The 21,211-nt window shown below is 66.4% G+C and carries 20 protein-coding genes; 9 read left to right on the forward strand and 11 right to left on the reverse strand.

Features of this window, described 5'->3' with window-relative positions:
- Window positions 1-148: 148 nt before the first annotated feature.
- The 3 genes from boxB to C8C96_RS08420 all read right to left on the reverse strand — a co-directional run bounded on the left by boxB (window position 149) and on the right by C8C96_RS08420 (window position 4,502).
- Window positions 149-1,576: a benzoyl-CoA 2,3-epoxidase subunit BoxB gene (boxB, locus tag C8C96_RS08410; RefSeq protein ID WP_121942023.1), complete on the reverse strand. Its 1,428-nt coding sequence runs from the start codon at window positions 1,574-1,576 to the stop codon at window positions 149-151.
- A 41-nt stretch (window positions 1,577-1,617) separates the two neighbouring features.
- Entirely contained in the window at window positions 1,618-3,288 is a 1,671-nt protein-coding gene (boxC, locus tag C8C96_RS08415; protein WP_121942024.1) for a 2,3-epoxybenzoyl-CoA dihydrolase, read from the reverse strand.
- Between the two features lie 272 nt (window positions 3,289-3,560).
- Window positions 3,561-4,502: a helix-turn-helix transcriptional regulator gene (locus C8C96_RS08420; protein WP_056746950.1), complete on the reverse strand. Its 942-nt coding sequence runs from the start codon at window positions 4,500-4,502 to the stop codon at window positions 3,561-3,563.
- A 191-nt stretch (window positions 4,503-4,693) separates the two neighbouring features.
- On the opposite strand from C8C96_RS08420, the gene C8C96_RS08425 reads away from it, so the two are divergent.
- The 4 genes from C8C96_RS08425 to C8C96_RS08440 are packed head-to-tail and all read left to right on the forward strand — an operon-like array spanning window position 4,694 to window position 9,196.
- A complete protein-coding gene (locus tag C8C96_RS08425) occupies window positions 4,694-5,161 on the forward strand; it encodes a DUF4863 family protein (RefSeq protein ID WP_121942025.1) in 468 nt (155 codons plus the stop codon).
- A gap of 54 nt (window positions 5,162-5,215) precedes the next feature.
- Window positions 5,216-6,766 (forward strand): 3,4-dehydroadipyl-CoA semialdehyde dehydrogenase, encoded by a 1,551-nt coding sequence (locus C8C96_RS08430; RefSeq protein WP_121942026.1) that lies wholly within the window; start codon window positions 5,216-5,218, stop codon window positions 6,764-6,766.
- 49 nt (window positions 6,767-6,815) lie between these two features.
- Window positions 6,816-8,369, forward strand: a complete 1,554-nt coding sequence (locus C8C96_RS08435; RefSeq protein ID WP_121942027.1) for a benzoate-CoA ligase family protein — start codon at window positions 6,816-6,818, stop codon at window positions 8,367-8,369.
- The gene (locus C8C96_RS08440; RefSeq protein WP_121942028.1) at window positions 8,366-9,196 is read left to right on the forward strand and encodes an alpha/beta fold hydrolase; all 831 of its coding nucleotides are present in this window, start codon (window positions 8,366-8,368) and stop codon (window positions 9,194-9,196) included. The genes C8C96_RS08435 and C8C96_RS08440 overlap by 4 nt, the downstream gene beginning before the upstream one ends.
- 60 nt (window positions 9,197-9,256) lie before the next feature.
- On the opposite strand, the gene C8C96_RS08445 is transcribed toward C8C96_RS08440, so the two are convergent.
- On the reverse strand, window positions 9,257-9,949 hold the full coding sequence (locus C8C96_RS08445; protein WP_121942029.1) for a Crp/Fnr family transcriptional regulator: 693 nt from the start codon (window positions 9,947-9,949) through the stop codon (window positions 9,257-9,259).
- Window positions 9,950-10,087: 138 nt separating this feature from the next.
- Between C8C96_RS08445 and C8C96_RS08450 the strand changes: the two genes are divergently transcribed.
- Genes C8C96_RS08450 through C8C96_RS08460 form a run of 3 tightly spaced genes read left to right on the forward strand, consistent with a single transcriptional unit; the run spans window position 10,088 to window position 13,904 of the window.
- Entirely contained in the window at window positions 10,088-11,080 is a 993-nt protein-coding gene (locus C8C96_RS08450) for a Bug family tripartite tricarboxylate transporter substrate binding protein (protein ID WP_121943931.1), read from the forward strand.
- Between the two features lie 10 nt (window positions 11,081-11,090).
- Complete coding sequence (locus tag C8C96_RS08455; protein WP_121942030.1) at window positions 11,091-12,056, forward strand: 3-hydroxyacyl-CoA dehydrogenase NAD-binding domain-containing protein; 966 nt, start codon at window positions 11,091-11,093, stop codon at window positions 12,054-12,056.
- Window positions 12,057-12,104: 48 nt separating this feature from the next.
- Entirely contained in the window at window positions 12,105-13,904 is a 1,800-nt protein-coding gene (locus C8C96_RS08460; protein WP_121942031.1) for a feruloyl-CoA synthase, read from the forward strand.
- A gap of 122 nt (window positions 13,905-14,026) precedes the next feature.
- Here the strand turns inward: C8C96_RS08460 and C8C96_RS08465 are convergent, their stop codons facing one another.
- The 4 genes from C8C96_RS08465 to C8C96_RS25275 all read right to left on the reverse strand — a co-directional run bounded on the left by C8C96_RS08465 (window position 14,027) and on the right by C8C96_RS25275 (window position 15,627).
- Window positions 14,027-14,503, reverse strand: a complete 477-nt coding sequence (locus C8C96_RS08465; protein ID WP_121942032.1) for an HU family DNA-binding protein — start codon at window positions 14,501-14,503, stop codon at window positions 14,027-14,029.
- A 207-nt stretch (window positions 14,504-14,710) separates the two neighbouring features.
- Entirely contained in the window at window positions 14,711-15,352 is a 642-nt protein-coding gene (locus tag C8C96_RS08470; protein WP_121942033.1) for a hemolysin III family protein, read from the reverse strand.
- A gap of 10 nt (window positions 15,353-15,362) precedes the next feature.
- A complete protein-coding gene (locus tag C8C96_RS25005) occupies window positions 15,363-15,524 on the reverse strand; it encodes a hypothetical protein (RefSeq protein WP_167514362.1) in 162 nt (53 codons plus the stop codon).
- Window positions 15,496-15,627, reverse strand: coding sequence for a hypothetical protein (locus C8C96_RS25275; protein ID WP_255342784.1), 132 nt, complete (start codon window positions 15,625-15,627; stop codon window positions 15,496-15,498). The genes C8C96_RS25005 and C8C96_RS25275 overlap by 29 nt, the downstream gene beginning before the upstream one ends.
- 188 nt (window positions 15,628-15,815) lie before the next feature.
- Between C8C96_RS25275 and C8C96_RS08475 the strand changes: the two genes are divergently transcribed.
- Together C8C96_RS08475 and C8C96_RS08480 are read left to right on the forward strand one after the other, a co-directional pair.
- Entirely contained in the window at window positions 15,816-16,820 is a 1,005-nt protein-coding gene (locus C8C96_RS08475; RefSeq protein ID WP_121942034.1) for a M14 family zinc carboxypeptidase, read from the forward strand.
- Window position 16,821: 1 nt separating this feature from the next.
- The gene (locus tag C8C96_RS08480; RefSeq protein WP_121943932.1) at window positions 16,822-17,607 is read left to right on the forward strand and encodes an alpha/beta fold hydrolase; all 786 of its coding nucleotides are present in this window, start codon (window positions 16,822-16,824) and stop codon (window positions 17,605-17,607) included.
- A 6-nt stretch (window positions 17,608-17,613) separates the two neighbouring features.
- On the opposite strand, the gene C8C96_RS08485 is transcribed toward C8C96_RS08480, so the two are convergent.
- From C8C96_RS08485 to C8C96_RS08495, 3 genes are all read right to left on the reverse strand, one after another.
- Window positions 17,614-18,366: an SGNH/GDSL hydrolase family protein gene (locus C8C96_RS08485; protein WP_121942035.1), complete on the reverse strand. Its 753-nt coding sequence runs from the start codon at window positions 18,364-18,366 to the stop codon at window positions 17,614-17,616.
- Window positions 18,367-18,481: 115 nt separating this feature from the next.
- A complete protein-coding gene (locus C8C96_RS08490; RefSeq protein WP_121942036.1) occupies window positions 18,482-19,831 on the reverse strand; it encodes an SPOR domain-containing protein in 1,350 nt (449 codons plus the stop codon).
- A gap of 203 nt (window positions 19,832-20,034) precedes the next feature.
- Window positions 20,035-21,009: a YcjF family protein gene (locus tag C8C96_RS08495; protein ID WP_121942037.1), complete on the reverse strand. Its 975-nt coding sequence runs from the start codon at window positions 21,007-21,009 to the stop codon at window positions 20,035-20,037.
- Window positions 21,010-21,211: the final 202 nt, after the last annotated feature.

Genomic DNA, 21,211 nt, shown 5'->3' on the forward strand with positions numbered 1-21,211 from the left:
ATTCATTCTTCGAGCAATATCCGGCTACCAGTGCTGGGACCTTGCATACAGTGGAGGCATTCGGTGTGCCACAACGCAGAGCCCACTTCGCCGGGCCGCTCGTGCCGTCTTGCCAGGGGCGAATGCGGCACGGGCAACTCAGCGGCGATCAATTAAAACGCACGTACTCAAAATCCACCGGCTGGCGGTTGATGCCCATGACGGGGGGCGCGATCCAGCCGGCGAACTTGCCCGGCTCGACCACACGGCCCATCAACGACGCCACAAACGCGAAGTCTTCGGGCGTGGGCAGCCATTCGGCCTTGCGTGCGGTCCATTCTGCCTCGCTCACCACGCGGCCGTCGGGCGACATCTTGATGCCCGCCAGCGCGCCGATCTGGCGATTGAAGGCCTTGTGGGGGACCACCAGGCGGGTGGGGACTCCCGCTTTCTCCAGCACCTTGTTCCAACGGCCCACGCCCGCCATGGAGTCCTTGATGAAGTCGTCGCGCAGCACTTCGTTCAGCGCGTTGAGCATGGGCACTTCTTTTTCCAGCAGCTGTCCGTCCTTGACCTCCAGCACCTTGTAGGTCTGGCCCTTGAGCACATGATCGTCCGTGCGTTTTCCTTCTTCGTAGCGACCCTTGAGGCCCGAGCTGTAGAACGTGGCGGCGTTGCTGGACTGGTCAGCGCCGAACAGGTCGATGGTCACGCTGTAGTGGAAGTTGAGGTAGCGCTGGACGGTGGGCAGGTCGATGGCGCCAGCCGCACGCACCTTGGCAGGGTCGTCGGTCTTGAGGTCGTTCATTACCTGTGCGGTGCGCGACAGCACGCGCGAGATGCCGCTTTCGCCCACAAACATGTGGTGGGCCTCTTCGGTCAGCATGAACTTGGTGGTGCGCGCCAGCGGGTCAAAAGCGCTCTCTGCCAGGGCCGAGAGCTGGAACTTGCCGTCACGGTCAGTGAAGTAGGTGAACATGAAAAACGCCAGCCAATCCGGCGTCTTTTCATTGAACGCGCCCAGGATGCGCGGGTTGTTTTCGTCGCCGGACTGGCGCTGCAGCAGCGCTTCGGCTTCCTCGCGGCCGTCGCGGCCGAAGTGCTTGTGCAGCAGGTACACCATGGCCCACAGGTGGCGGCCCTCTTCCACATTGATCTGGAACAGGTTGCGCAGGTCGTACATGCTGGGCGCCGTCAGGCCCAGGTGGCGCTGCTGCTCGACCGAGGCGGGCTCGGTGTCGCCCTGGGTCACGATGATGCGGCGCAGGTTGGCGCGGTGCTCGCCGGGCACGTCCTGCCAGGCTTTTTCGCCCTTGTGGTCGCCAAAGTGGATCTCGCGGTTGGTATCGCCCGGATTCAAAAAGATGCCCCAGCGGTAGTCGCGCATTTTTACGTGGCCGAACTGGGCCCAGCCGTTCGGGTCCACGCTCACGGCGGTGCGCAGATAGACCTCATGGTTGGTTGAGCCCTCGGGACCCACGTCGTCCCACCAGTTGATGAAGTTGGGCTGCCAGCCTTCTAGCGCGCGCTGCAACGTGCGGTCTTCGCCCAGGTTCACGTTGTTGGGAATCTTCTCGCTGTAGTTGATGCTGCTCATGGGGTGCTCCTCTGGATGGAAATCGAATGCAGGGCAGGGGGTCAGACGCGCGTCTGGTCAAACCCGGCCTTCTGGCCGGTGCCGTAGACCTTGAGCGCGCCCTTCTCGCCCACGGCGTTGGGGCGGTTGAAGATCCAGTTCTGCCACGCGGTCAGGCGCCCGAAGATGCGGGTGTTCATGTTCTCCCTGCTGGCAAAGCGCAGGTTGGCCTCCAGGCCGGTCAGCGCATCGGGCGACATGGCGGCGCGTTCTTCAATGGCGATACGGATTTCGTCGGCCCAGTCGATGTCGTCGGGGGCTGCCGTGACCAGGCCCAGCGCCAGTGCGCTGTCTGCGTCCAGCGGCCGGCCCGCGGCAGCGCGGACCGCTTCCAGCGGGCCCGCCTCTTCATAGAAGCGGCGCTGCAAGCGGCTTTGGTCATTCACCATGGGCAGCAGGCCAAAGTTGAATGCGTTCAGGGTGAGCGTTGGGGCCTGCTCTGGCGCGTCGGGCAGGGCCAGCATGTAGGTGCGGTCTGCCGCTAAGGCCAGTTCTGCGAGGGTGCCGGCAAAAGCTGATCCCGTCTCGATCAGCGCGAAGAGGCTGCGTGAGGACACATCCAGACGGGCAAACGTGCGTCGCAGCGCACCGATGGTCTCGCGCACCAGCCAGTGGTCCTGATGCGCGAGCAAGATGGCATCGCTGGCCAACACCGCCTGCGCATCCCCTTCGGTCTTCAGCAGCCAGGTGCCAATGTCCAGTTCGTTGGTGCGCAGGTTCAGGATGGCGTCGTCCAGCTCGCGGGCCAGTGCCAGCGGCCACCAGGCGGCGCCCGCTGCTTCAATGGCTGCCGTGTCAGCGGGCTGCGCTCCCTCGGGGGCGCGGATGCACAGCGTGGCCGTGCGCCGTGCGCGGTCGATGTCCACCGTCACGTGCTGGTAGCGCATGCCGTCGGCATGGTCCTGCCGTTCCACACGTGGCAGGGCAATGCCTTGTGCTCCGCTGGGGCGGGTGCTGGTCTGTGCATGGGCGGCGGCGCGCTCTTGCACCGTGACGGCAAATTGCGCGGGCTTGGCGATACGGTCCACCAGGCGCCAGTCCACCGCGCGCTGGCCACGCACACCCTCCACGCTGGTGCAGAAGATGTCGGCCAGATCGTGCCGCACGTGGCGCTTGTCCGTGACACGTGTCAGCCCACCGGTGCCGGGCAACACGCCCAGCAAAGGCACTTCGGGCAGCGACACGGCAGACGACCGGTCATCGACCAGGATGATTTCATCGCACGCCAGTGCCAACTCATAGCCACCGCCTGCACAGGCGCCATTCACTGCCGCAATGAACTTGAGACCCGAGTGTTTGGAGGAGTCTTCAATGCCGTTGCGCGTCTCGTTGGTGAACTTGCAGAAGTTGACCTTCCAGGCATGGCTGGACACACCCAGCATGAAGATGTTGGCGCCCGAGCAAAAGATACGGTCCTTGCCACTGGTGACGATGACGCTGCGCACGTTGGGGTGCTCGAAGCGGATGCGGTTGAGCGCGTCATGCAGCTCAATGTCCACCCCCAGGTCGTAGCTGTTGAGCTTGAGCTTGTAGCCAGGACGGATACCGCCGTCCTCCGCAATGTCAAGGGACAGCCGCGCAATGGCACCCTCGACCGACAAGGTCCAGTGGCGGTACTGCGTGGGATCAGTGCGGTAGTCAACGCGTTCGGGAACGTGGGTGAGGTCTGCCATGAGGTCTCCGTGGAGAATTAATGCAATATAGTGCTTGTGCGCAGTTGTTGATGTGCATCATCATGCATGTTTCTCGGTGTGTCAATGCATTTTTTTGCCGATGGCATTCGGGTAGACGGGCAGCGCTGCTGAGGGCTGCGCGGGGGGGGGCGATTGGGAGGGGGCGAGCTGCACAGGCCGCGGTGGTGGCGGGCGCTGTGCTGTGCCGGGATGGGCGTGGGTGCTGCGGCGCCGATGTCCGGGCTGCAGCCGTTCAGACCGGGTGCAGGTTTTTACGCCACGCGGGCCATGGCCTTGCGCACGCTGGCACTCAAGGTCTGCAGGCTCTGCTCGGGGGTCTGGCCGGAGGTATCCACCGTGATTTCGGCCTTGGAATAGAAAGCAGCGCGCCCGTCCAGGATGCGCTTGAGGTCGTCCATGGCCTCCTTGCTGGCGGCCATCGGGCGCATGTCGCCCTGTGCCACCACCCGCCCCATGTGTTCCTCGGGCGCGGCCCGTAACCACACGGTGGTGCAGTGGGCCAGCAGCTCGTTGAAAGTGGCGGGGTCCGACACAATGCCACCCGGCGTGGCAATGACCACCTCGCTGTGGATTTGGATGGTCTCTTCCAGCGCCCTGCGCTCGTAGCGGCGGTAGGCGGTGGTGCCGTACAGGTCGTGGATTTCGCGCACGCTGCACCCGGCGAGGGCCTCGATGGCGCGGCTCAGTTCAATGAAGGGAACATCCAGCTCGCGTGCCAGCAGCGGCCCCAGGGTGGATTTGCCCGCCCCCCGCAGACCCACCAGCGCAATGCGGCGGTGCCTTGCTGCGTCGTTGTGCCCCCCACTCAGCAGCTCGTGCAACGCCAGGCGGGCACGCCGCAGTTCGGGCTCGCTGCGGTGTTCCAGCAGTTCGCGGATCAGCAGCCATTCGGGCGATTGCGTCGTGAAATCGCCCACGAGCTCCGCCAGCGAGCAGTGCAGCGCATGGGCCACCTGCTGCAGCACCAGGATGGAGGCGTTGCCCGTGCCGTACTCCAGGTTGGCCAGGTGGCGCTCCGACACGTCGGCGGCCACTGCTACCGCCTTGCGGGTCAGGCCCCGCTGTGCACGCAGATTGCGAACGCGCTCGCCCAGCGACACCAGAAGAGGGTTCTTGGGCTCCTCGGCCGATGACTGCGCACCCTCCTGCGCGGAGGCGGGTGCGAGCAGCCCCGCCGTTTCTGTTTCATTCATACCCATCCTTTTCATGGAGCGCCCTGGTCTTCTCAGGGAAAACGCCATTCATGCACTATAGTGCTTGACATGGATCTTTGAGGTAACTATGGTTCATCAATTGGCAAAATACTGCATGTTTTGGATGCGCGCAAGGCGGTGGATCAAAAACGGTGCAGATTGGGCCCCGACTCTAGCTGCACCCACTGCCCATGTCCGACAAAACTGCATTTCACCAAGCCCTGGTTGATGTGACCGCCCAGCTCGCTGGCAAACCCCTGGATGCCGCTCTGGCGCAATGGCTGAACACCATGCACGGCCCCACCAGTGCGACCTACCAGCGCTTGCGGGAGGCGTGCATTCAGGGCGCACGTGAAGGCTGGCTGTGTGAACGCGAAGGCGGCGGCATCCGCTATGGCCGTGTGTTCAAGCCCGAAGATGCCTTGCACCGGTTTTCTGTGGACGTGGTGGATATGCAAAACATTGCTGGCCCCCACCACACCCACCCGCAGGGCGAAATCGATTTGATCATGCCACTGGAGGGGGAGGCGTTGTTTGACGGCCACCCTGCCGGCTGGTGCGTCTACCCGCCCGGCAGTGCACACCACCCTACGGTGGCGCGCGGCAGGGCGCTGGTTTTGTACCTGTTGCCCGAGGGGCAGATCCATTTCACACGCTAGGGCTGGCGCCAGCGCTGCTCCCTATTGACTTTCCTGCTCTGAAAGATTGACTGCATGACTGAATTGCTCGCCAACCACCTTGCCGGCCGCTGGCAACACGGAACGGGGCCCGGCACTGAGCTGCGCGATCCTGTGCTGGGCAACGCCCTGGTGCGGGTGGACGCCACGGGGTTGAATCTGCCCGAGGCCTTTGCGTTTGCCCGCGAACAGGGGGGAGCTGCGCTACGCGCTGCCACCTATCGTGAGCGGGCCGCCATGCTCGGCGCGGTCGCCAAGGTGCTGCAGGCGCACCGCGACAGCTATTACGACATCGCCACCGCCAATTCCGGCACCGTCAAGACGGACTCTGCGGTGGACATCGACGGCGGCATCTTCACGCTCGGCCAATACGCCAAATGGGGGGATGCGCTGGGCGATGTGCGCGTGCTGCGTGACGGGGATGCCGTCAGGCTGGGCAAGGAACCGGTCTTTCAGTCGCAGCACCTGCAGGTGCCGAGGCCAGGGGTGGCGCTGTGCATCAACGCGTTCAACTTTCCCGCCTGGGGGCTGTGGGAAAAAACTGCGCCCGCCTTGCTGTCGGGCATGCCGGTCATCGTCAAGCCCGGTACATCCACGGCGTGGCTGACCCAGCGCATGGTGCAAGACGTGGTGAACGCGGGGGTGTTGCCCGCCGGTGCACTCTCGATCATCGCGGGAAGCTCGGCGGGTTTGATGGATGCGCTGCAACCCTTTGATGTGGTGTCGTTCACCGGCTCTGCCGAGACGGCGGGCGTTGTCCGCGCGCATCCGGCGGTGGCGCAGCGTTCGGTGCGCGCCAACATCGAGGCGGATAGCCTCAACGCTGCGCTGCTGATGCCCGACGCGGCGCCGGGCAGTTCGGCCTTTGACCTGCTGGTGCGCGAAGTCGTTCGTGAGATGACCGTCAAGTCCGGCCAGAAGTGCACCGCGATCCGCCGCATCCTCGTCCCCACTGCGTCGTACGCTGCGGTGGCAGAGGCTGTCAGCGCCCAGCTGGCCCGCGTGGTGGTTGGCAACCCCCGCAACCCGGAAGTGCGCATGGGCTCGCTGGTCAGCCGCGCCCAGTTCGATGGGGTGCAGGCAGGCATTGCCGCCCTGGGGGCCCATACCGACCTTGTGTATGACGGCCGAACGCGGCCGCTGGTCGATGCCGACCCTGCAGTGGCCGCCTGCGTCGGCCCGGTGCTGCTGGGCGCGCGCGATGCCGACAAGGCCTCCGTCGTTCATGACGTGGAGGTGTTTGGACCGGTGGCCACCTTGCTGCCCTATAACGACCTGCCCCATGCGCTGGCCCTTGCGCAGCGTGGCCAGGGCTCGCTGGTGACCTCGCTCTATGGTGCCGACGACAAGGCCCTGGCCCAGGCCGCCGTAGAGCTGGCTGCGAGCAATGGCCGTGTGCATGTGGTGACGCCGGCAGTGGCCACTGCGCACACGGGCCACGGCAATGTCATGCCCATGTCGCTGCATGGCGGGCCCGGCCGGGCTGGTGGTGGTGCTGAGCTGGGTGGCTTGCGGGCGCTGGACTTCTACCACCAGCGCAGTGCGGTGCAGGCCAGCCCCGAAGTGCTTGCTGCGCTGGGCTGCTGACCCCTCAGCCCCACCCACAACGACAACACCATCGCGACGGAGACACGCCATGAAGAGCCTTCCGGAACAGTTCAATTTTGCAGAGCATCTGTTTGCTCTCAACCGCGCGCGGGGTGACCGCACCGCCTACATCGACGACCGGGGGACCCTGAGCTACAGCGCGCTGGAAGACCGCGCACGGCGGCTGGCGGCGGTGCTGGCCAACACTGGCGTGCGGCGCGAGGAGCGCGTGCTGCTGCTGATGCTGGACACCAGCGATTGGCCGGTGGCGTTTCTGGGGTGCCTGTACGCGGGTGTGGTGCCGGTGGCGGTCAATACCCTGCTCAAGCCCGACGACTACGCCTACATGCTGACGCACTGCCGCGCGCAGGCGGCACTGGTCTCCGGCGCATTGCTGCCCGTGCTGAACGAGGCGCTGGCCCTGGCACCCCACCATGAGGTGCGTGCTTGCGTGGTGTCGCAGCCGCAGGGCACTTTGGCTGCAGGGGCGGTGGACATGCAGGCCGCCATCGCCAGCACCTCCGCGCTGACTGCGCCCGCCCGCACCGGCCCGGACGAGCCTGGGTTCTGGCTTTATTCCTCGGGCTCCACGGGCAAGCCCAAGGGCACGGTGCACACGCAGGGCAGCCTGTGGTGGACGGCTGAGCTGTATGGCAAGGCGGTGCTGGGCCTGACCGACAAGGATGTGTGCTTTTCGGCTGCCAAGCTCTACTTTGCGTATGGGCTGGGCAACAGCCTGACCTTCCCTTTGTCAGTGGGCGCCACAGTGGTGCTGATGGCCGAGCGACCCACGCCAGACGCCACGTTCGAGCGCTGGACGCGCCACCAGCCCACGGTGTTCTTTGGGGCGCCCACCGGTTTTGCCGGCATGCTGGCCTCGCCTCGCCTGCCTTCCCGAAGTGCGGTGGCGCTGCGCATGTGCTCGTCTGCTGGCGAGGCGCTGCCGGCCGAGATTGCACAGCGCTTCAAGGACCATTTCGGTTGCGACATCATCGATGGCATTGGCTCGACAGAGATGCTGCACATCTTCCTGTCCAACCGCCCTGGCGATGTGCGCTACGGCACCACGGGCAAACCGGTGCCGGGCTATGAGATATCCCTGCGCGGCGAAGACGGCAGCGAGGTGGCGCAGGGCGAGATTGGCGACCTCTACATCCAGGGCCCCAGCGCTGCGCTGATGTACTGGAACAACCGCGCCAAGACCCGCGAGACATTCCAGGGCGCGTGGACCAAAAGCGGCGACAAATATGTGCGCGATGCCGAGGGTTACTACACCTACGCCGGGCGCAGCGACGACATGCTCAAGGTCAGCGGCATTTACGTGTCCCCCTTCGAGGTGGAGGCCACGCTGATGCAGCACACCTCCGTGCTGGAGGCAGCCGTGGTCGGCACGCAGGACGCCGACGGCCTGACCAAGACCAAGGCTTTTGTGGTGCTCAAAGATGGGCAGGCGGTCACACCGGATGAACTCAAGGCCTTTGTGAAGGAACGCCTGGCGCCCTACAAGTACCCGCGTCTGATCGAATTCTTGCCCGAGCTGCCCAAGACGGCCACCGGCAAGATCCAGCGCTTTCGGCTGCGCGAGCGGGAGCTGCGGGCGTGAGTGCCAACGTCGTTGCACCCAGCCCCTTGGGGCGCACAGAGCATGTGCCAGTGCGCTGGCGCAACCGTACGGTCCATATCGAGTACCAGTGGATAGCCCCCGAGCGCAGCACTGCCCCCTTGGTGGTGTTCCTGCATGAGGGCCTGGGCTCCGTGGCGATGTGGAAGGACTTCCCGCGCCAGCTGTGCGATGCGGGTGGGTTTCGGGGGCTGGTGTTCTCTCGTCCTGCTTATGGCCGGTCCACACCCCGGCTCGCGGACGAGGTGTGGGGCGTGGACTTCATGCACCAGCAGGCACACGAGGTGGTGCCCGCATTCCTCGATGCACTGGGAGTGCAGGAAGCCGCCTGGCTCTTCGGTCACAGCGATGGCGCATCGATTGCCCTGTTGCTGGCTGCACGCTGGCCGCAGCGCGTGCAAGGTCTGGTGGTGATGGCGCCGCACATCTTTGTGGAAGACGTGACGGTGCAAAACATCGAACGCGCGCGGGACGCTTACGAACAGACTGATCTGCGCCACAAGCTGGCGCGTTACCACGACGATGGGGATTCGGCCTTCTGGGGCTGGAACCGCGTCTGGCTGGACCCGGCCTTCCGTGCGTGGAACATCGAGCCAGAGGTCGCCCAGATCCGCGCCCCCGTGCTGGCCATCCAGGGCTGTGATGACGAATACGGCACCCTGGCCCAGATCCGGGGCATTGCTCAGCGGGTGCCAGGCACCCGGGTGCTGGAATTGCCGGACTGCGCGCACTCTCCGCATCGCGACCAGCCTGGTGCGGTGATGGCCGCTGCGGTTGCCTTCATCCAAGCGCACCACTCGCCCACATAGCGGCAGATGGGGCAGTAGCGGGCGGTAGCCCATGCACCCAGTGACGCCAAAAAAAAGGGGCTATTCCACCTGGCGCCGCAGGCCTTCCAGGTCGGTCACGGTAATGCCGCCGTATTCGATCTCCAGCAGGCCAGCGGCCTGCAGCCGCTTCAACGCCGCGTTGCAGCGCTGGCGTGATACGCCCGAGAGATTGGCAATTTCTTCTTGCGACACCTGCAAGTGCGTGTCGCTGCCCGGGTGCAGCCAGGGGTGGAACAGGCCTGCCAGCGCGCGGGCCACCTGGCTGTCGGTATCGAGCAAATGGTGGGCCGTAAAGTTACCCAGAAACCAGTGCATGCGTTCGTTGATCTGGCGCAGCAGAAAGTGGTCAAAGCTGCGCTGCGTGGCGTGCAGCCATTCAAAAGTCTCCATCGGCACCAGCGCAACGCGGCTGGGGCGCAGTGCGATCACGTCGGCCGTGCGGGGCGTGCCGCGCAGCAAGGTGCCCTCGCCAAACCAGCTTCCCGCCGACAGTCCGCCGAGCGTGACTGAGCGGCCATCCCCCGAGGTCACAGTCCACTTCAGCAGCCCCTCGATGGCGCCGTACCAGTGCACCGGGGTATGGCCGCGCCGGCACAGCTCGCCGCCCTGGGGCACTTCGACCTCGCGCGCATCGTCCATCACCCGCTGCTGGGCGGCGCTGTCCAGGGCCGGGAACCAGGCAGAGTGCAGCAGCAGATCGGTGAGGGTAGGGGGCGCCAGTTTGACCAACATGGTGAGAGTGTCTCCTGCGCCCCCGGGTGCTGTACAGGCGCGTGCGCGTATTCCCTGAGTCCAAATGTCATCGCGATGACTGAGTGGCGCGGGGCTACAAAAAATAATGACCGCTCCATCCACAGGAGACACATGATGATGCACACGCGCCGCCAGTTCATGCACCACGTCGGTTGCGCCTCTGCGCTGGGGGCCTTGTCGCCGCTGGCCGCCTGGGCGCAGACCATCGACCAGGTCAAGATCTTTTACGGCTTTCCCGCAGGCAGCGCGGGTGACAGCGTGGCGCGCAGGGTGGGCGAGAAACTGGCGGGATCGCCCTACACCCGCAACCCCGCGGTGGTGGAAAACAAGCCCGGCGCGGGCGGCCGCATCGCGCTGGAGTCGCTCAAGGGTGCGCCCGCCGATGGCAGCGTGCTCACGCTGTCGCCGTTCTCGTGCACGTCCATCTACCCGCACATTTACAGCCGCCTGAGCTACGACCCGGCCAAGGACTTTGTGCCGGTGTCCATCGGCGCCGTCATGCACCATGGTCTGGCTGTGGGGCCGCTGGTGCCTGTCTCCGTCAAGACGGTGAAGGACTTTCTGGCCTGGGCCAAGGCCAACCCCGGGCAGGCGAACTACGGCTCACCCGCAGCAGGCTCCACGCCGCACTTCATTGGTGCGCTGCTGGGCTTGAACAACGGCGTGGACCTCAAGCATGTGCCGTACCGCGGGTCCATCCCTGGGGTGACCGATGTGGTGGGCGGGCAGATCGCGTCGATGGTCACGCCCAGCGGAGACTTCATTCCCAACCACAAGGCGGGCAAGCTGCGGCTGATCGCCACCTCGGGCCAGGCGCGGTCGCCGTTTTCGCCCGAGGTCGCCACGTTTGCAGAGCAGGGCTTTCCAGAACTCACGACCGAGGAATGGTTTGGCTTTTACGCCCCGGCCCGCACGCCAGCAGCCGTGGTGTCTGCCGCCAATGCCGCCATCAACGCAGCGATCAAGGACAAGGCCGTCATGGACAGCCTGGCCGTGGTGGGGCTCATCGCGAAGGGCTCTACGCCTGCGGAGATGCTGGCCTCGCAACAGGCCGAATATGAGCGCTGGGGGCCGCTGGTGAAGAAGGTCGGCTTCACGGCAGAGTCCTGAAAGGTTCACCATGGCACACACCGTGAAGCGCGTGGCTGTGGTGGCCACCGGCACCATTGGCGCAAGCTGGGCCGCCTACTTTCTGGCGCGGGGCCTGGACGTGGAGGCCATCGACCCGTCGCCAGGGGCCGAGCAGCGACTGCGGGACGCCGTCGCCTCGCATTGGGTGGCGCTGGCGCAGCAGGGGCTGGCCTCGGGGGCAAGCCAGGAGCGACTGCACTTTCATGTGCGGCTGGAAGATGCTCTGGCGCAGGCCGATTTTGTGCAAGAGAACGGACCCGAGCGGCTCGACTTCAAGGTGGACCTGTTCCGCCGCATGGATGCCGCGACCCCGGCGCATGTGGTGCTGGCCTCCAGTTCCTCGGGACTGGCGGTGACGGACATGCAGAAGGATTGCACGCACCCCGGGCGCGTGGTGCTGGGCCACCCGTTCAATCCGCCGCACATGATCCCGCTGGTCGAAGTGGGCGGCGGCGAGCGCACCACGCCCCAGGCTGTGGATGATGCGATGGCGTTCTATGCCCACATCGGCAAGCGTCCCATCCAGGTGCGGCGCGAGATCAAAGGGCACATTGCCAACCGCTTGCAGGCCGCTCTGTGGCGCGAGGCCTTTCACCTGGTGGACCAGGGCGTGGCCACCGTGGAGGACATCGACACCGCCATCTCGCAGGGCCCTGGCTTGCGGTGGGCGCTGATGGGGCCGTTCATGAACCTGCACCTGTCGGGCGGCGACGGTGGCATCGCCCACCTGCTGGCCCACCTGGGTGGCCCCATCGAAAGCTGGTGGCAGGACCTGGGCTCCCCGTCCATGACCGAAGCCTTGCAGCGCCGGGTGACCGAAGGTGTGGCGCAGGCGCTGGGTGACAGGCAGGCCAGCGATCTGGTCCGTGCGCGGGATGCCTTGCTCATCGAGCTGTTGCGCGCCAAGCAGGCGTCTGGGCTGCTCGGCCAACCTGACCCTGATCTCGATGCCTGAGGCATAGCGCCTCAGTGTTTGAACCTCCATCGCTCCCGAGAACCCACCATGTACCCAGCCTTTCTTGATGACGAGCGCCAGATTGCCCCTGCGCGCGCTGTGCGCACCCAGTTTGACGATGGTTCTTTCACGCTGCGCTCTCCCATGGCGCTGCAACCCTATGCCCGCTGTGTGGGGGAATGGCTGGAACGCTGGGCGCGAGAGACGCCAGATGCGCTGGCGCTGGCCGAGCGCGGCGACGGTGCAGAAGGCTGGCGCAGCCTGACCTATGCCCAGCTGCGCCGCCAGGTGGGCGCCGTGGCCCAGTCGCTGCTGGACCTGCGGTTACCAGCCGGGCGGCCCATTGCCATCCTGTCCGACAACGCGGTGGACCATGCGGTGCTCATGCTGGCGGCCATGCATGTGGGCATCACCCCCTGTTCGCTGTCGAGCGCGTATGCGCGCTCCCAGGACCCCAGCCGCCTGCACAGCATGCTGTCGGTGCTGGAGCCCAGCCTGGTCTATGCGTCCGATGCCAGCGTCTATGCGGCAGCCCTGCAAGGCTGGGACAGCGATGCCGTGCGGGTGTTCAGCCGCAACGCCTCCACGTGTCCGGGTGCGCTGCCCTGGGAGCATCTGCTCGCTGGGCAGGAAACGCCCCAGGTGCAGCAGGCCATGCAGGCGCTGCTGCCCGATGACCATGCCAAATACCTGCTCACCTCCGGCTCCACCGGTCGGCCCAAGGTGGTCATCAACACCCACCGCATGCTCTGCGCCAACCAGCAGATGATGGCCCAGGCGTGGCGCTTTCTGGAGCACGAAAAGCCAGTGCTAGTGGACTGGTTGCCCTGGAGCCATACCTTTGGCGGCAACCACAACCTCAACATGGTGCTGTGCCACGGCGGCACGCTCTACATCGACGAGGGGCGGCCGGTGCCGGGGCTCATCGACAAGACGGTGCGCAACCTGCGCGAGGTGCAGCCCACCATGCTGTTCAACGTCCCTCGGGGCTTTGACATGCTGCTGCCGTTTCTGGAGGCCGACGACGGCCTGGCCGCCGACGTGCTGGCGCGCATGCGGCTGGCCTTCTATGCGGCGGCGGCGCTGGCTCCATCGACCTGGCAGCGCCTGCAGGCCGTTGCGCGGCGCGTGCGCCCCGCCCAGCCGCTGTGGCTCACGACATCGTGGGGATCCACAGAGACAGCACCTGCCGTCACCACCGCGCACTGGCACCTTGAAGGCGCGGGCTGCATTGGTGCACCCTTGCCAGGGCTGGAGCTGAAGCTGGTGCCCAACGGCAGCAAGCTGGAGATGCGGGTTCGTGGCGTGTCGGTTTTTGCGGGCTACCGCAATGCGCCGCGCGAAACGGCGGCCGCGTTCGATCACGAGGGGTTCTACCGCATCGGCGACGCGGGCTATCTGGTGGACGCGGAGCAGCCAGACAAAGGCGTGGTCTTCAACGGGCGCGTGGCGGAGGATTTCAAGCTGTCCAGCGGCAGCTGGGTGTCGGTGGGCACGTTGCGGGTGGAGCTGGTGTCGCAACTGGCGCCGCTGGTCCAGGACATCGTGCTCACCGGGCATGACCGCGATGAGGTGGGCATGCTGGTGTTTCCGTCTGCGGCCGGTGCGGCCGACGATGAGCGGCTGGAGCAAGCATTGCAGGCCGTGATGCGCGCGCGCCGCGATGCGGGCGCTGGGTCTTCGCAATGCCCCACGCGGGCCATGGTGATGGACATGGCGCCTGATGCAGACGCCGGGGAGATCACCGACAAGGGCTACATCAACCAGGGGGCGGTGCTCTCACGCCGCGCGGCGGCGGTGCAGGCGTTGTACGCCCATCCTGCAGCGCCAGGGGTTATCAGGGCCTGATTGCGCGGGGCCCAGGGCGTGTAGGGGAGGCGTCGTCGCGCACCCTTGCGGGTTCCCCCAAAAGAAAAAAGGGGCCTCGCGGCCCCTGGTGCTGAAGCAGGCGCCTTGCGGCGCTGGGTGCATCAGGCGGTTGCGTCCTTGAGCTTCTTCAGGGCGCGGGTCTTGATCTTGACCGAGGCGGGCTTGGCGGGGAACCAGCGCTCTTCACCCGTGAACGGGTCCTTGCCAAAACGCTTTTTCTTGGCAGGCACTTGCTGCAGGCCAATCTTGAGCACGCCAGGCAGCGTGAACTCGCCAGAGCCCTTCTTGTGCACCGAGCCCAGGATGGCGGCTTCCAGCGCAGCCAGCACGGCCTTGGCGGCCTTGGGCTCCACACCCGACTGTTCGGCCAGATGGGCGACCAGTGTGGTCTTGTTGAACGCAGCCTTGATGGGCTTCAGGGCGGGAGCAGCGGCCACGGGCTTGACGGCGGGAGCGGCTGCTTTCTTGGCGGCTGGAGCCGCCTTTTTTGCTGCAGGTGCTGCCTTCTTGGCGGCGGGTGCTGCGGCCTTGACGGCCACCTTCTTTGCGGGAGCGGGAGTTTTCTTTGCAGTTGCCATGATGTTTTTTCGTTGATTGGAATGACGATGGGCCCTGCCTCTGCGGGCGAGGACCTGCGTGATTTTAGGTGCGATAACGCCAGACGCGATAGGGCCTGCGTGCCGCAGGTGTTTGCAGCCGTCGCATGGGTGCGGTGCCAACTGTTTGCGCAGGGCCCGCGAGGTCGTTGCAGGAGCGCGCGTTGCGCCCCCTTGTTGTCTGCGTGGCTAAGCTGCCGTCTGCAGGCCCAGCACCGCGATCACGTGACAGCCCGTGCCTGCGATGACACAGCCATGCCACACGGCGTGGGCGTAGCGCACTACGGCGTCCATCACAAAAAACACCACACCGGCCGTGTACGCGGCCCCGCCGATGACCAGCCAGGCCGCACTCACGGCGGGCACATGGGCCATCAGGGGCAAGGCCGCCAGCAGCGCCACCCAGCCCATCGCCACATACAAGGCCGTTGACAGCCAGGGCGCAGTGCGCCTTGTGCGCAGCTGCAGCCAGCAGCCCGCCAGGGCCGCGAGCCAGACGAGGGCCAGGGCGGTGACATGGTGCGTGTGGCCCGGCGCACTCAACGCAAACGGGGTGAAGCTGCCCGCAATGAACAAGTGGATCGCCGCATAGTCCAGCCGCAGCGCCCATTGCTTGGCCCGCCCCGGCGGCAGCGCGTGGTACAGGGTGGACGCGCCATACAGCAGCGCCATGGTAGCCACAAACACCAGCACACCCCCTATGGCTGCGGGATGCGCGGCGGGGGCTGATTGCAGTAGTTGTGGCACGGCAAGGCAGGCGCCCACCAGCGCAGCACCGTGCAGCGCACTGTTGGCCACCTCTTCGTGCAGGTCCTGCGGCCGGTCGCTCATGGCGATCTTGCTAGTGGTGGGCAGGCGTGTGCAGCCGCTCGCGCCACAGCTGCCAGCGCGCGCGCTGCAGGGCCAGGAACTCCACCACGCCCCAGGCCAGTGCACAGGCCAGCATCGCCCAGCCCATGGCCCAGCGGTAGGCCTCAGTCTTGCGCGATGGCGGGTACATCATCGTGGTCCCAGCCGGTGGTGCGGGGCAGGTCCAGGCTCAGCCACCCGCGTTCATCGAACAGCTCATCGAGCAGCCGCTGCAGTCCGAACAATTTCCAGAGCATGTTGCGCCTCTTCCAAAGGGTGGTGACTGCAGGCAAGGTAGCGCCCTTGTGTGACGGTTTCGCGTCGGCTCGCGCAAACCCCACAGGTTGGCCGCAGCGCTGTTCGTGCTGGGCCCCGGGCGCTATCCTCACTGCCTGGCACGCGCTCTGGCGTGCTCCACACACCGACTTACCCCCACCCATTGAACATGCTGCCCGAGCTTGCGGCGCTGGAAAAAATCCTGGACCTGGGGGCGCCCCATCTGCAGGTGCAGGTCGTCCAGCAGGTGTCTGTGGCATCGGGCACGCAATTTCCCATCTATGCCATTGGGTTGGGCAACCCGGCGCTGGACGTGCCCGCCGTCGGATTCTTTGGCGGCGTGCATGGGCTGGAGCGCATTGGTGCCGAGGTGGTCATTGCCTACCTGCAAAACGTGGTCATGCGGCTGCAGTGGGACACCACCTTGCACCAGCAGCTGGAGCGTGTGCGCCTGGTCTTCATGCCCATCGTCAACCCCGGCGGCATGTGGTCTGCCACGCGCGCCAACCCGCGCGGTGTGGACCTGATGCGCAATGCGCCCGTCGACGCGGTGGACCCGGTGCCCTGGGGCATTGGCGGGCAGCGCGTGAGCGCGGGCCTGCCCTGGTACCGGGGCAGGCTGGGCGAGCCCATGGAGGCCGAGAGCCAGGCGCTGTGCGACGTGGTGGCGCAGCAGCTGCTGGCGCGGCCCTTCAGCATTGCGCTGGACTGCCACTCGGGCTTTGGGGTCAAGGACCGGCTGTGGTTCCCGTTTGCCCACACCCGCCGGCCCATTCCGCACCTGGCCGAGCTGCATGCGCTGCAAGACATCTTTCTGCAGGCGCACAGCAACCACCAGTACATCATCGAGCCGCAGAGCGCGCAGTACCTGGCCCATGGCGACCTGTGGGACCACCTGTACCTGCAGGCCTGCCGCGACGTGCCCGCGCACACCTTCTTGCCGCTCACTCTGGAGATGGGGTCGTGGCTGTGGATCAAGAAGAACCCGCGCCAGCTGTTCTCGCGCAACGGCATCTTCAATCCGCTCATCAACCACCGCCAGCAGCGGGTGCTGCGGCGGCACCTGTCACTGCTGGACTTTCTGTCGCGCGCGGCCTGCAGCCACGCACGCTGGGTGCCTGCGCCCGATCAGCGTGCGCAGCGCCGGGCCGATGCCCTGGCTGCGTGGTACTGAGATGCCAGTGCGCCCACCACGCCAATGGATCTTGCTGCGCGGGCTGACGCGCGAGGCCGCGCACTGGGGCGCCTTTGGCGAGCGCTTTGCGCAAGCGGTGCCGGGCGACGACGTGCTGGCGCTGGACCTGCCAGGTAACGGCCAGTTCCACCATCTGACATCACCCTTGTCGGTACAAGGCATGGTGCGGGCCTGCCGTGCAGAGCTGGCGCAGCGTGCGGTGGCGCCGCCCTACCACTTGCTGGCCATGTCGCTGGGGGCGATGGTGGCCACCGAATGGGCGCGCGTGGCGCCCCACGAGGTGGCGGGCTGCGTGCTCATCAACACCAGCCTGCGCCCGTTCAGCCCGTTCTGGCACCGCCTGCAACTGCACAACGTCGCACCGCTGCTGCGGCTGGCCTGGCGGTGGCGATCTGCGGAGGCCGCCGAGCAGGTGGTGTGGCAAATCACCAGCCGCAGCGCGCCATCCGCCGCCACCGGCGTGTTGGCGCAGTGGGCCGCGGTGCGCAGGCAACGGCCGGTGTCGGCCCACAATGCCCTGCGCCAGTTGGTGGCGGCCGCGCGGTACCGCGCGCCGGCAGCAGCACCCGTGGACCGTGTGCTGCTGCTGGGCAGCGAGAAGGACCACCTGGTATCCCACCAATGCTCGCAGGCCATTGCGCAGGCCTGGGGGCTGCCGCTGCAGTCGCATCCGTGGGCGGGACACGACCTGCCGCTGGATGACCCGCAGTGGGTCATCGATGCCGTGCTGCAGTGGCTGTCCCGTAGCGAGTCAACAGACGGGTGACGGGGGCTACGGCGTGAGGCTGTTCAACGCACCCTGTGTCACCAGCTCGCGGTACCACTCCGCATAGCCCGCGCTGCTGGGGTGCAGGCCGTCAGCGGCGTTCAGTTCCTGGCTGCGGGTCACGAACGGGTCCTGGTCGCGCGGCTTGAGCAAGCGCACGTAATGCACCTGCTGCGCGCTGGCTGCCTCCCGCGCCAGGGCATGCAGCGCCTCGGACCGGCGCGACATGGCCCATGACAGGGGCGGCACAAAAAAGGGCGCGTGGCCCACGTTGCCACAAGGCATCAGCACCACCTGCTGCCCCTTGCGGCGCGCGAGCGCCACGGCCTGCTGTACGTGGTCGCGCAGCGTGTCTTCAGACGTGAAGCGGATCACATCGTTGCCTCCTGCCAGCACCAGCACCAGGTCGTAGCCGCCGCCAGCGCGTTCCAGTTGCTGCACCACATCGCCAAATTTGGCGCCGTTGGCCGCCAGGTTGTCGATGCGCCATTGGGGATGGTCCTGGCCGATGCGCCCCGGCAGGCTGTCTGCTGCGGTGCTGGCACCAGTGCCCACGGCGGTGCTGTCTCCCACCACCAGCACACGCCGCGTCGGCTGCGGGGGCTGAGCGGTGTAGGGGCGTGCATCGCGGGCCAGGTCGGCGGCCGTCCACATGCGCCAAGGGGCACAGCCCGTCAGCAGCAGTGCGCCCGCAGCCACCGCGGCCAGGGTGGCCCACCGGCGGGTGGCATTGTGGTGCGGGGAGGTCTTTCGCGTCATGGTGCATGCGCCCGAAGTTGCTCTGGGCTCAGCGTACCTGCAGACTCGGCGACCCTGCGTCGGCGTCGGGCATTCACGTGCGTAGGACAGTGCTACGCCCCGCGTCCAGGGGGTGCTACTGCTTGAAGACGACGGCGTCCAGCGCCATCGCCCGGATCGCCTCGGCCGCGGCATCGGCCTGGGCGCGGGTGGCGTAAGGCCCCACCCGCACGCGGATGCGGCGTCCCTTGGAATTGTTCAGCTCCTGGCGAAACGCGGGCAGGCCTTCGTTGAGCAAGCGCGCCTGCGTCTTGCGGGCGTTGGCTTCCTCGGCGAACAGGCCCACGTTGATGTAGTAGCCCGGGGCAGTGCCCACCGCGGGCAGCGCGGTGTCGGCGGTGGAGGACGCTGCTGCCGCCGGTGTCTTGGGCTTGGTGGGGGCTGCTGCGCGGCTGGCGGCATCACGGCGTGCAGGGGCGGTAGCGGTGGCGCTGGCCGCAGGCGTCGGTGCGCGGGTCGATGCGGCTGGCGTGGCTGGCTTGGGTGTGGACGCTTTGGCGGCTGGGGGGGCGGCCGTGACCGATGCGGACAGTGCTGTAGTTGGGGGCTCGGCCGATTTTTGAACGGCAGTGGCGGCAGGAGCGGACGCGACAGCCGCAGGTGCCGATGCCACAGGTGCAGGCGCAGGCTTGGGGGCTGCTGCTGCAGCAGGAGCCTGGGGCGCGGGTGTGGTCGCTGGCGGTGGCGCTGGCGGTGGTTCTGTTGCCACTTCAGGGGCAGGCGTTGGCGGCGTGGTGACCCCTTCGGCCTCCGGCACCGGCAAGGCACCCACGGGCTTGGTGGCAGATGCCGCCTGGGCCGCTGCCGTGGCCTGCGCCACCGTGACGGCGGGTTCCAGCGCCAGGGGCTTCACGTCCGACGGCGACAGCGCCAGGTAGGCGATCAGTGCGGCCAGGCCCAGCACCACGTTTGCGAGCACCAGCACCTGCAGCCGCTTGCGCGAGCTGGCCTGCTTTTCGAGCAGCGCGCAGGCTTCCGGCACGGTGCGCGACGCGGCCAGCGCGCGCGCAATGCGCTTGCGGATGTCGGCGTACAGGATGGCGTTGCCGTACAGCCCCGGCACGGCAAAGGCCAGCACCGCAAAGGCGCCCAGCACCCCGAGTTCGATGCCCACAGGCCAGTGCAAAAACGAACGGCCCACGCCAAACACGATCAGTGCCAGACCCTCTGCCGCCGCCACATAGACCAGCGCGGCACCCCACAGCTGGCGAAACAGCATCCAGTTCAGGGTGCACAGGCAGGCGGCCCAGTTCCAGGTGGTGGTCGTGCGGCCCGTGTCGTCAAAGCGCTCGAACACCTTCAGGTAGTAGTCCGTGTTCACGGGCCCCAGGGCCAGCCGCGACATGGCCGCCATGGCATTGTCGGACGGCGAATCGAGCGACATGGCCGGGATGATGGAGGCGACAGGATCCGTGTGGTCGAGCATGGTCGGATTCTGTCATGCACCGGGCGGTGTATTACCTGCCGAATTGCAAGGTGCTGCGCGGCGGCAACGGGTGCGCGCAGCGTGGTGGCGCGCTGCGGAGCGTCCGAGCAAGCCACTACGTGCCTGTGGGACGGGTTTTGAGTCAAATCGGCTGCAAGCGCTAGTCGAATATGTGCAAGCAGCTATCAATTATATAGCGTTCGCTATTTGCCCCGTACCAGGGCCATGATCTGGCCCGCGTCCAGCGTCGCTGCCTTCTGCTGAATTTGTGGCAAGTACTGCGTCTGCAGCTGCTTGGCGGGCGTGAGCAGGCCCTGAAAGGTCTCGCGCAGCATGGCCGTGCTCATGACCCGGCCACCGGCGTAATAGCGCTTGGCCACCTGCCCCAGCGCGTAGGTGGTGGCAAACGAAAACGCCATGCCTGTGGCAGCGCCGCCCAGCCCGCCGATGGTGCGGCCCGCCACCTTGCCCAGCAGGCCGCCCAGCAGCTTGCGACCAAACTGCTCCAGATACTGCGACGTCATGCCCACGCCGGCAGCGGCGATGAACTCCTTGATGTGGCCCTGGTCCAGCTCCACCCCGTGGGCCTTGCCGATGCCGTAGACCATCTTCACCTGCAGCGGGATGATGGCCATCGACGCCCATGACTGCGGCAGCAGCTCCAGCGCGCCATTGAGCAGCGCATAGTTCAGGATGGATTTGTCCAGCTCTGCGTCCGAGGCACCTGCACCGACTGCTACGGCCAGAGGCGCTGCCGCAGCAGTGGCCACCGGCACCGCCATCGGCACGGCCTTTTCGGCCACGTCCACCAGCGCATCGGCTTGCAGGTCAAACGCTGCCGTCTGCGGGTCGCCCAGCTGCAGGGCCGCCTTGAGGCGGGTCAGAAACTCGCGCTCCGCCGCGGTCTGGCGGCCGTCCACATCGCACACGCAGACAGCCATCTCGTAGGCCAGCTGGCGGTGCATGGGCTCACTCAAACCCTGCACGGCGGCCTGCACGCTGGTGCGCTGCAGCAGCACGTCCTGGTAGATGCGCGGCAGGTCGGCCACGCCCCCGTCGCCCGCGAGCGACTCGGCAATGCGGCGTATCTCTTCGCGTTCGGCATCGTCCTTGTTGCCATCGGCAAATGCTGCCAGAAGGGCGATGGTGAGGATGGATTTTTGCTGGTCCAGGGTCATGGTCGTCGTGCGGAAAAAAGGGGGGGAGGGGTTGCACACTGCTTGCAGTGTGTTGTGCGGTGGCTTGTGAACAGGTTCTTAGGTGCAGTCTAGGCAATGCGGTTTCAACGCCACAGCGTGTGGGGGATTGATGGCGCGGGCTGTGCGTGGCGCCAGCACTTCGGGTTTTCCCTTGGGTAGTTCGGCGACTGTGCGGAGGGCC

It is taken from the genome of Acidovorax sp. 100, assembly GCF_003688355.1.
Classification (GTDB): domain Bacteria; phylum Pseudomonadota; class Gammaproteobacteria; order Burkholderiales; family Burkholderiaceae_C; genus Acidovorax; species Acidovorax delafieldii.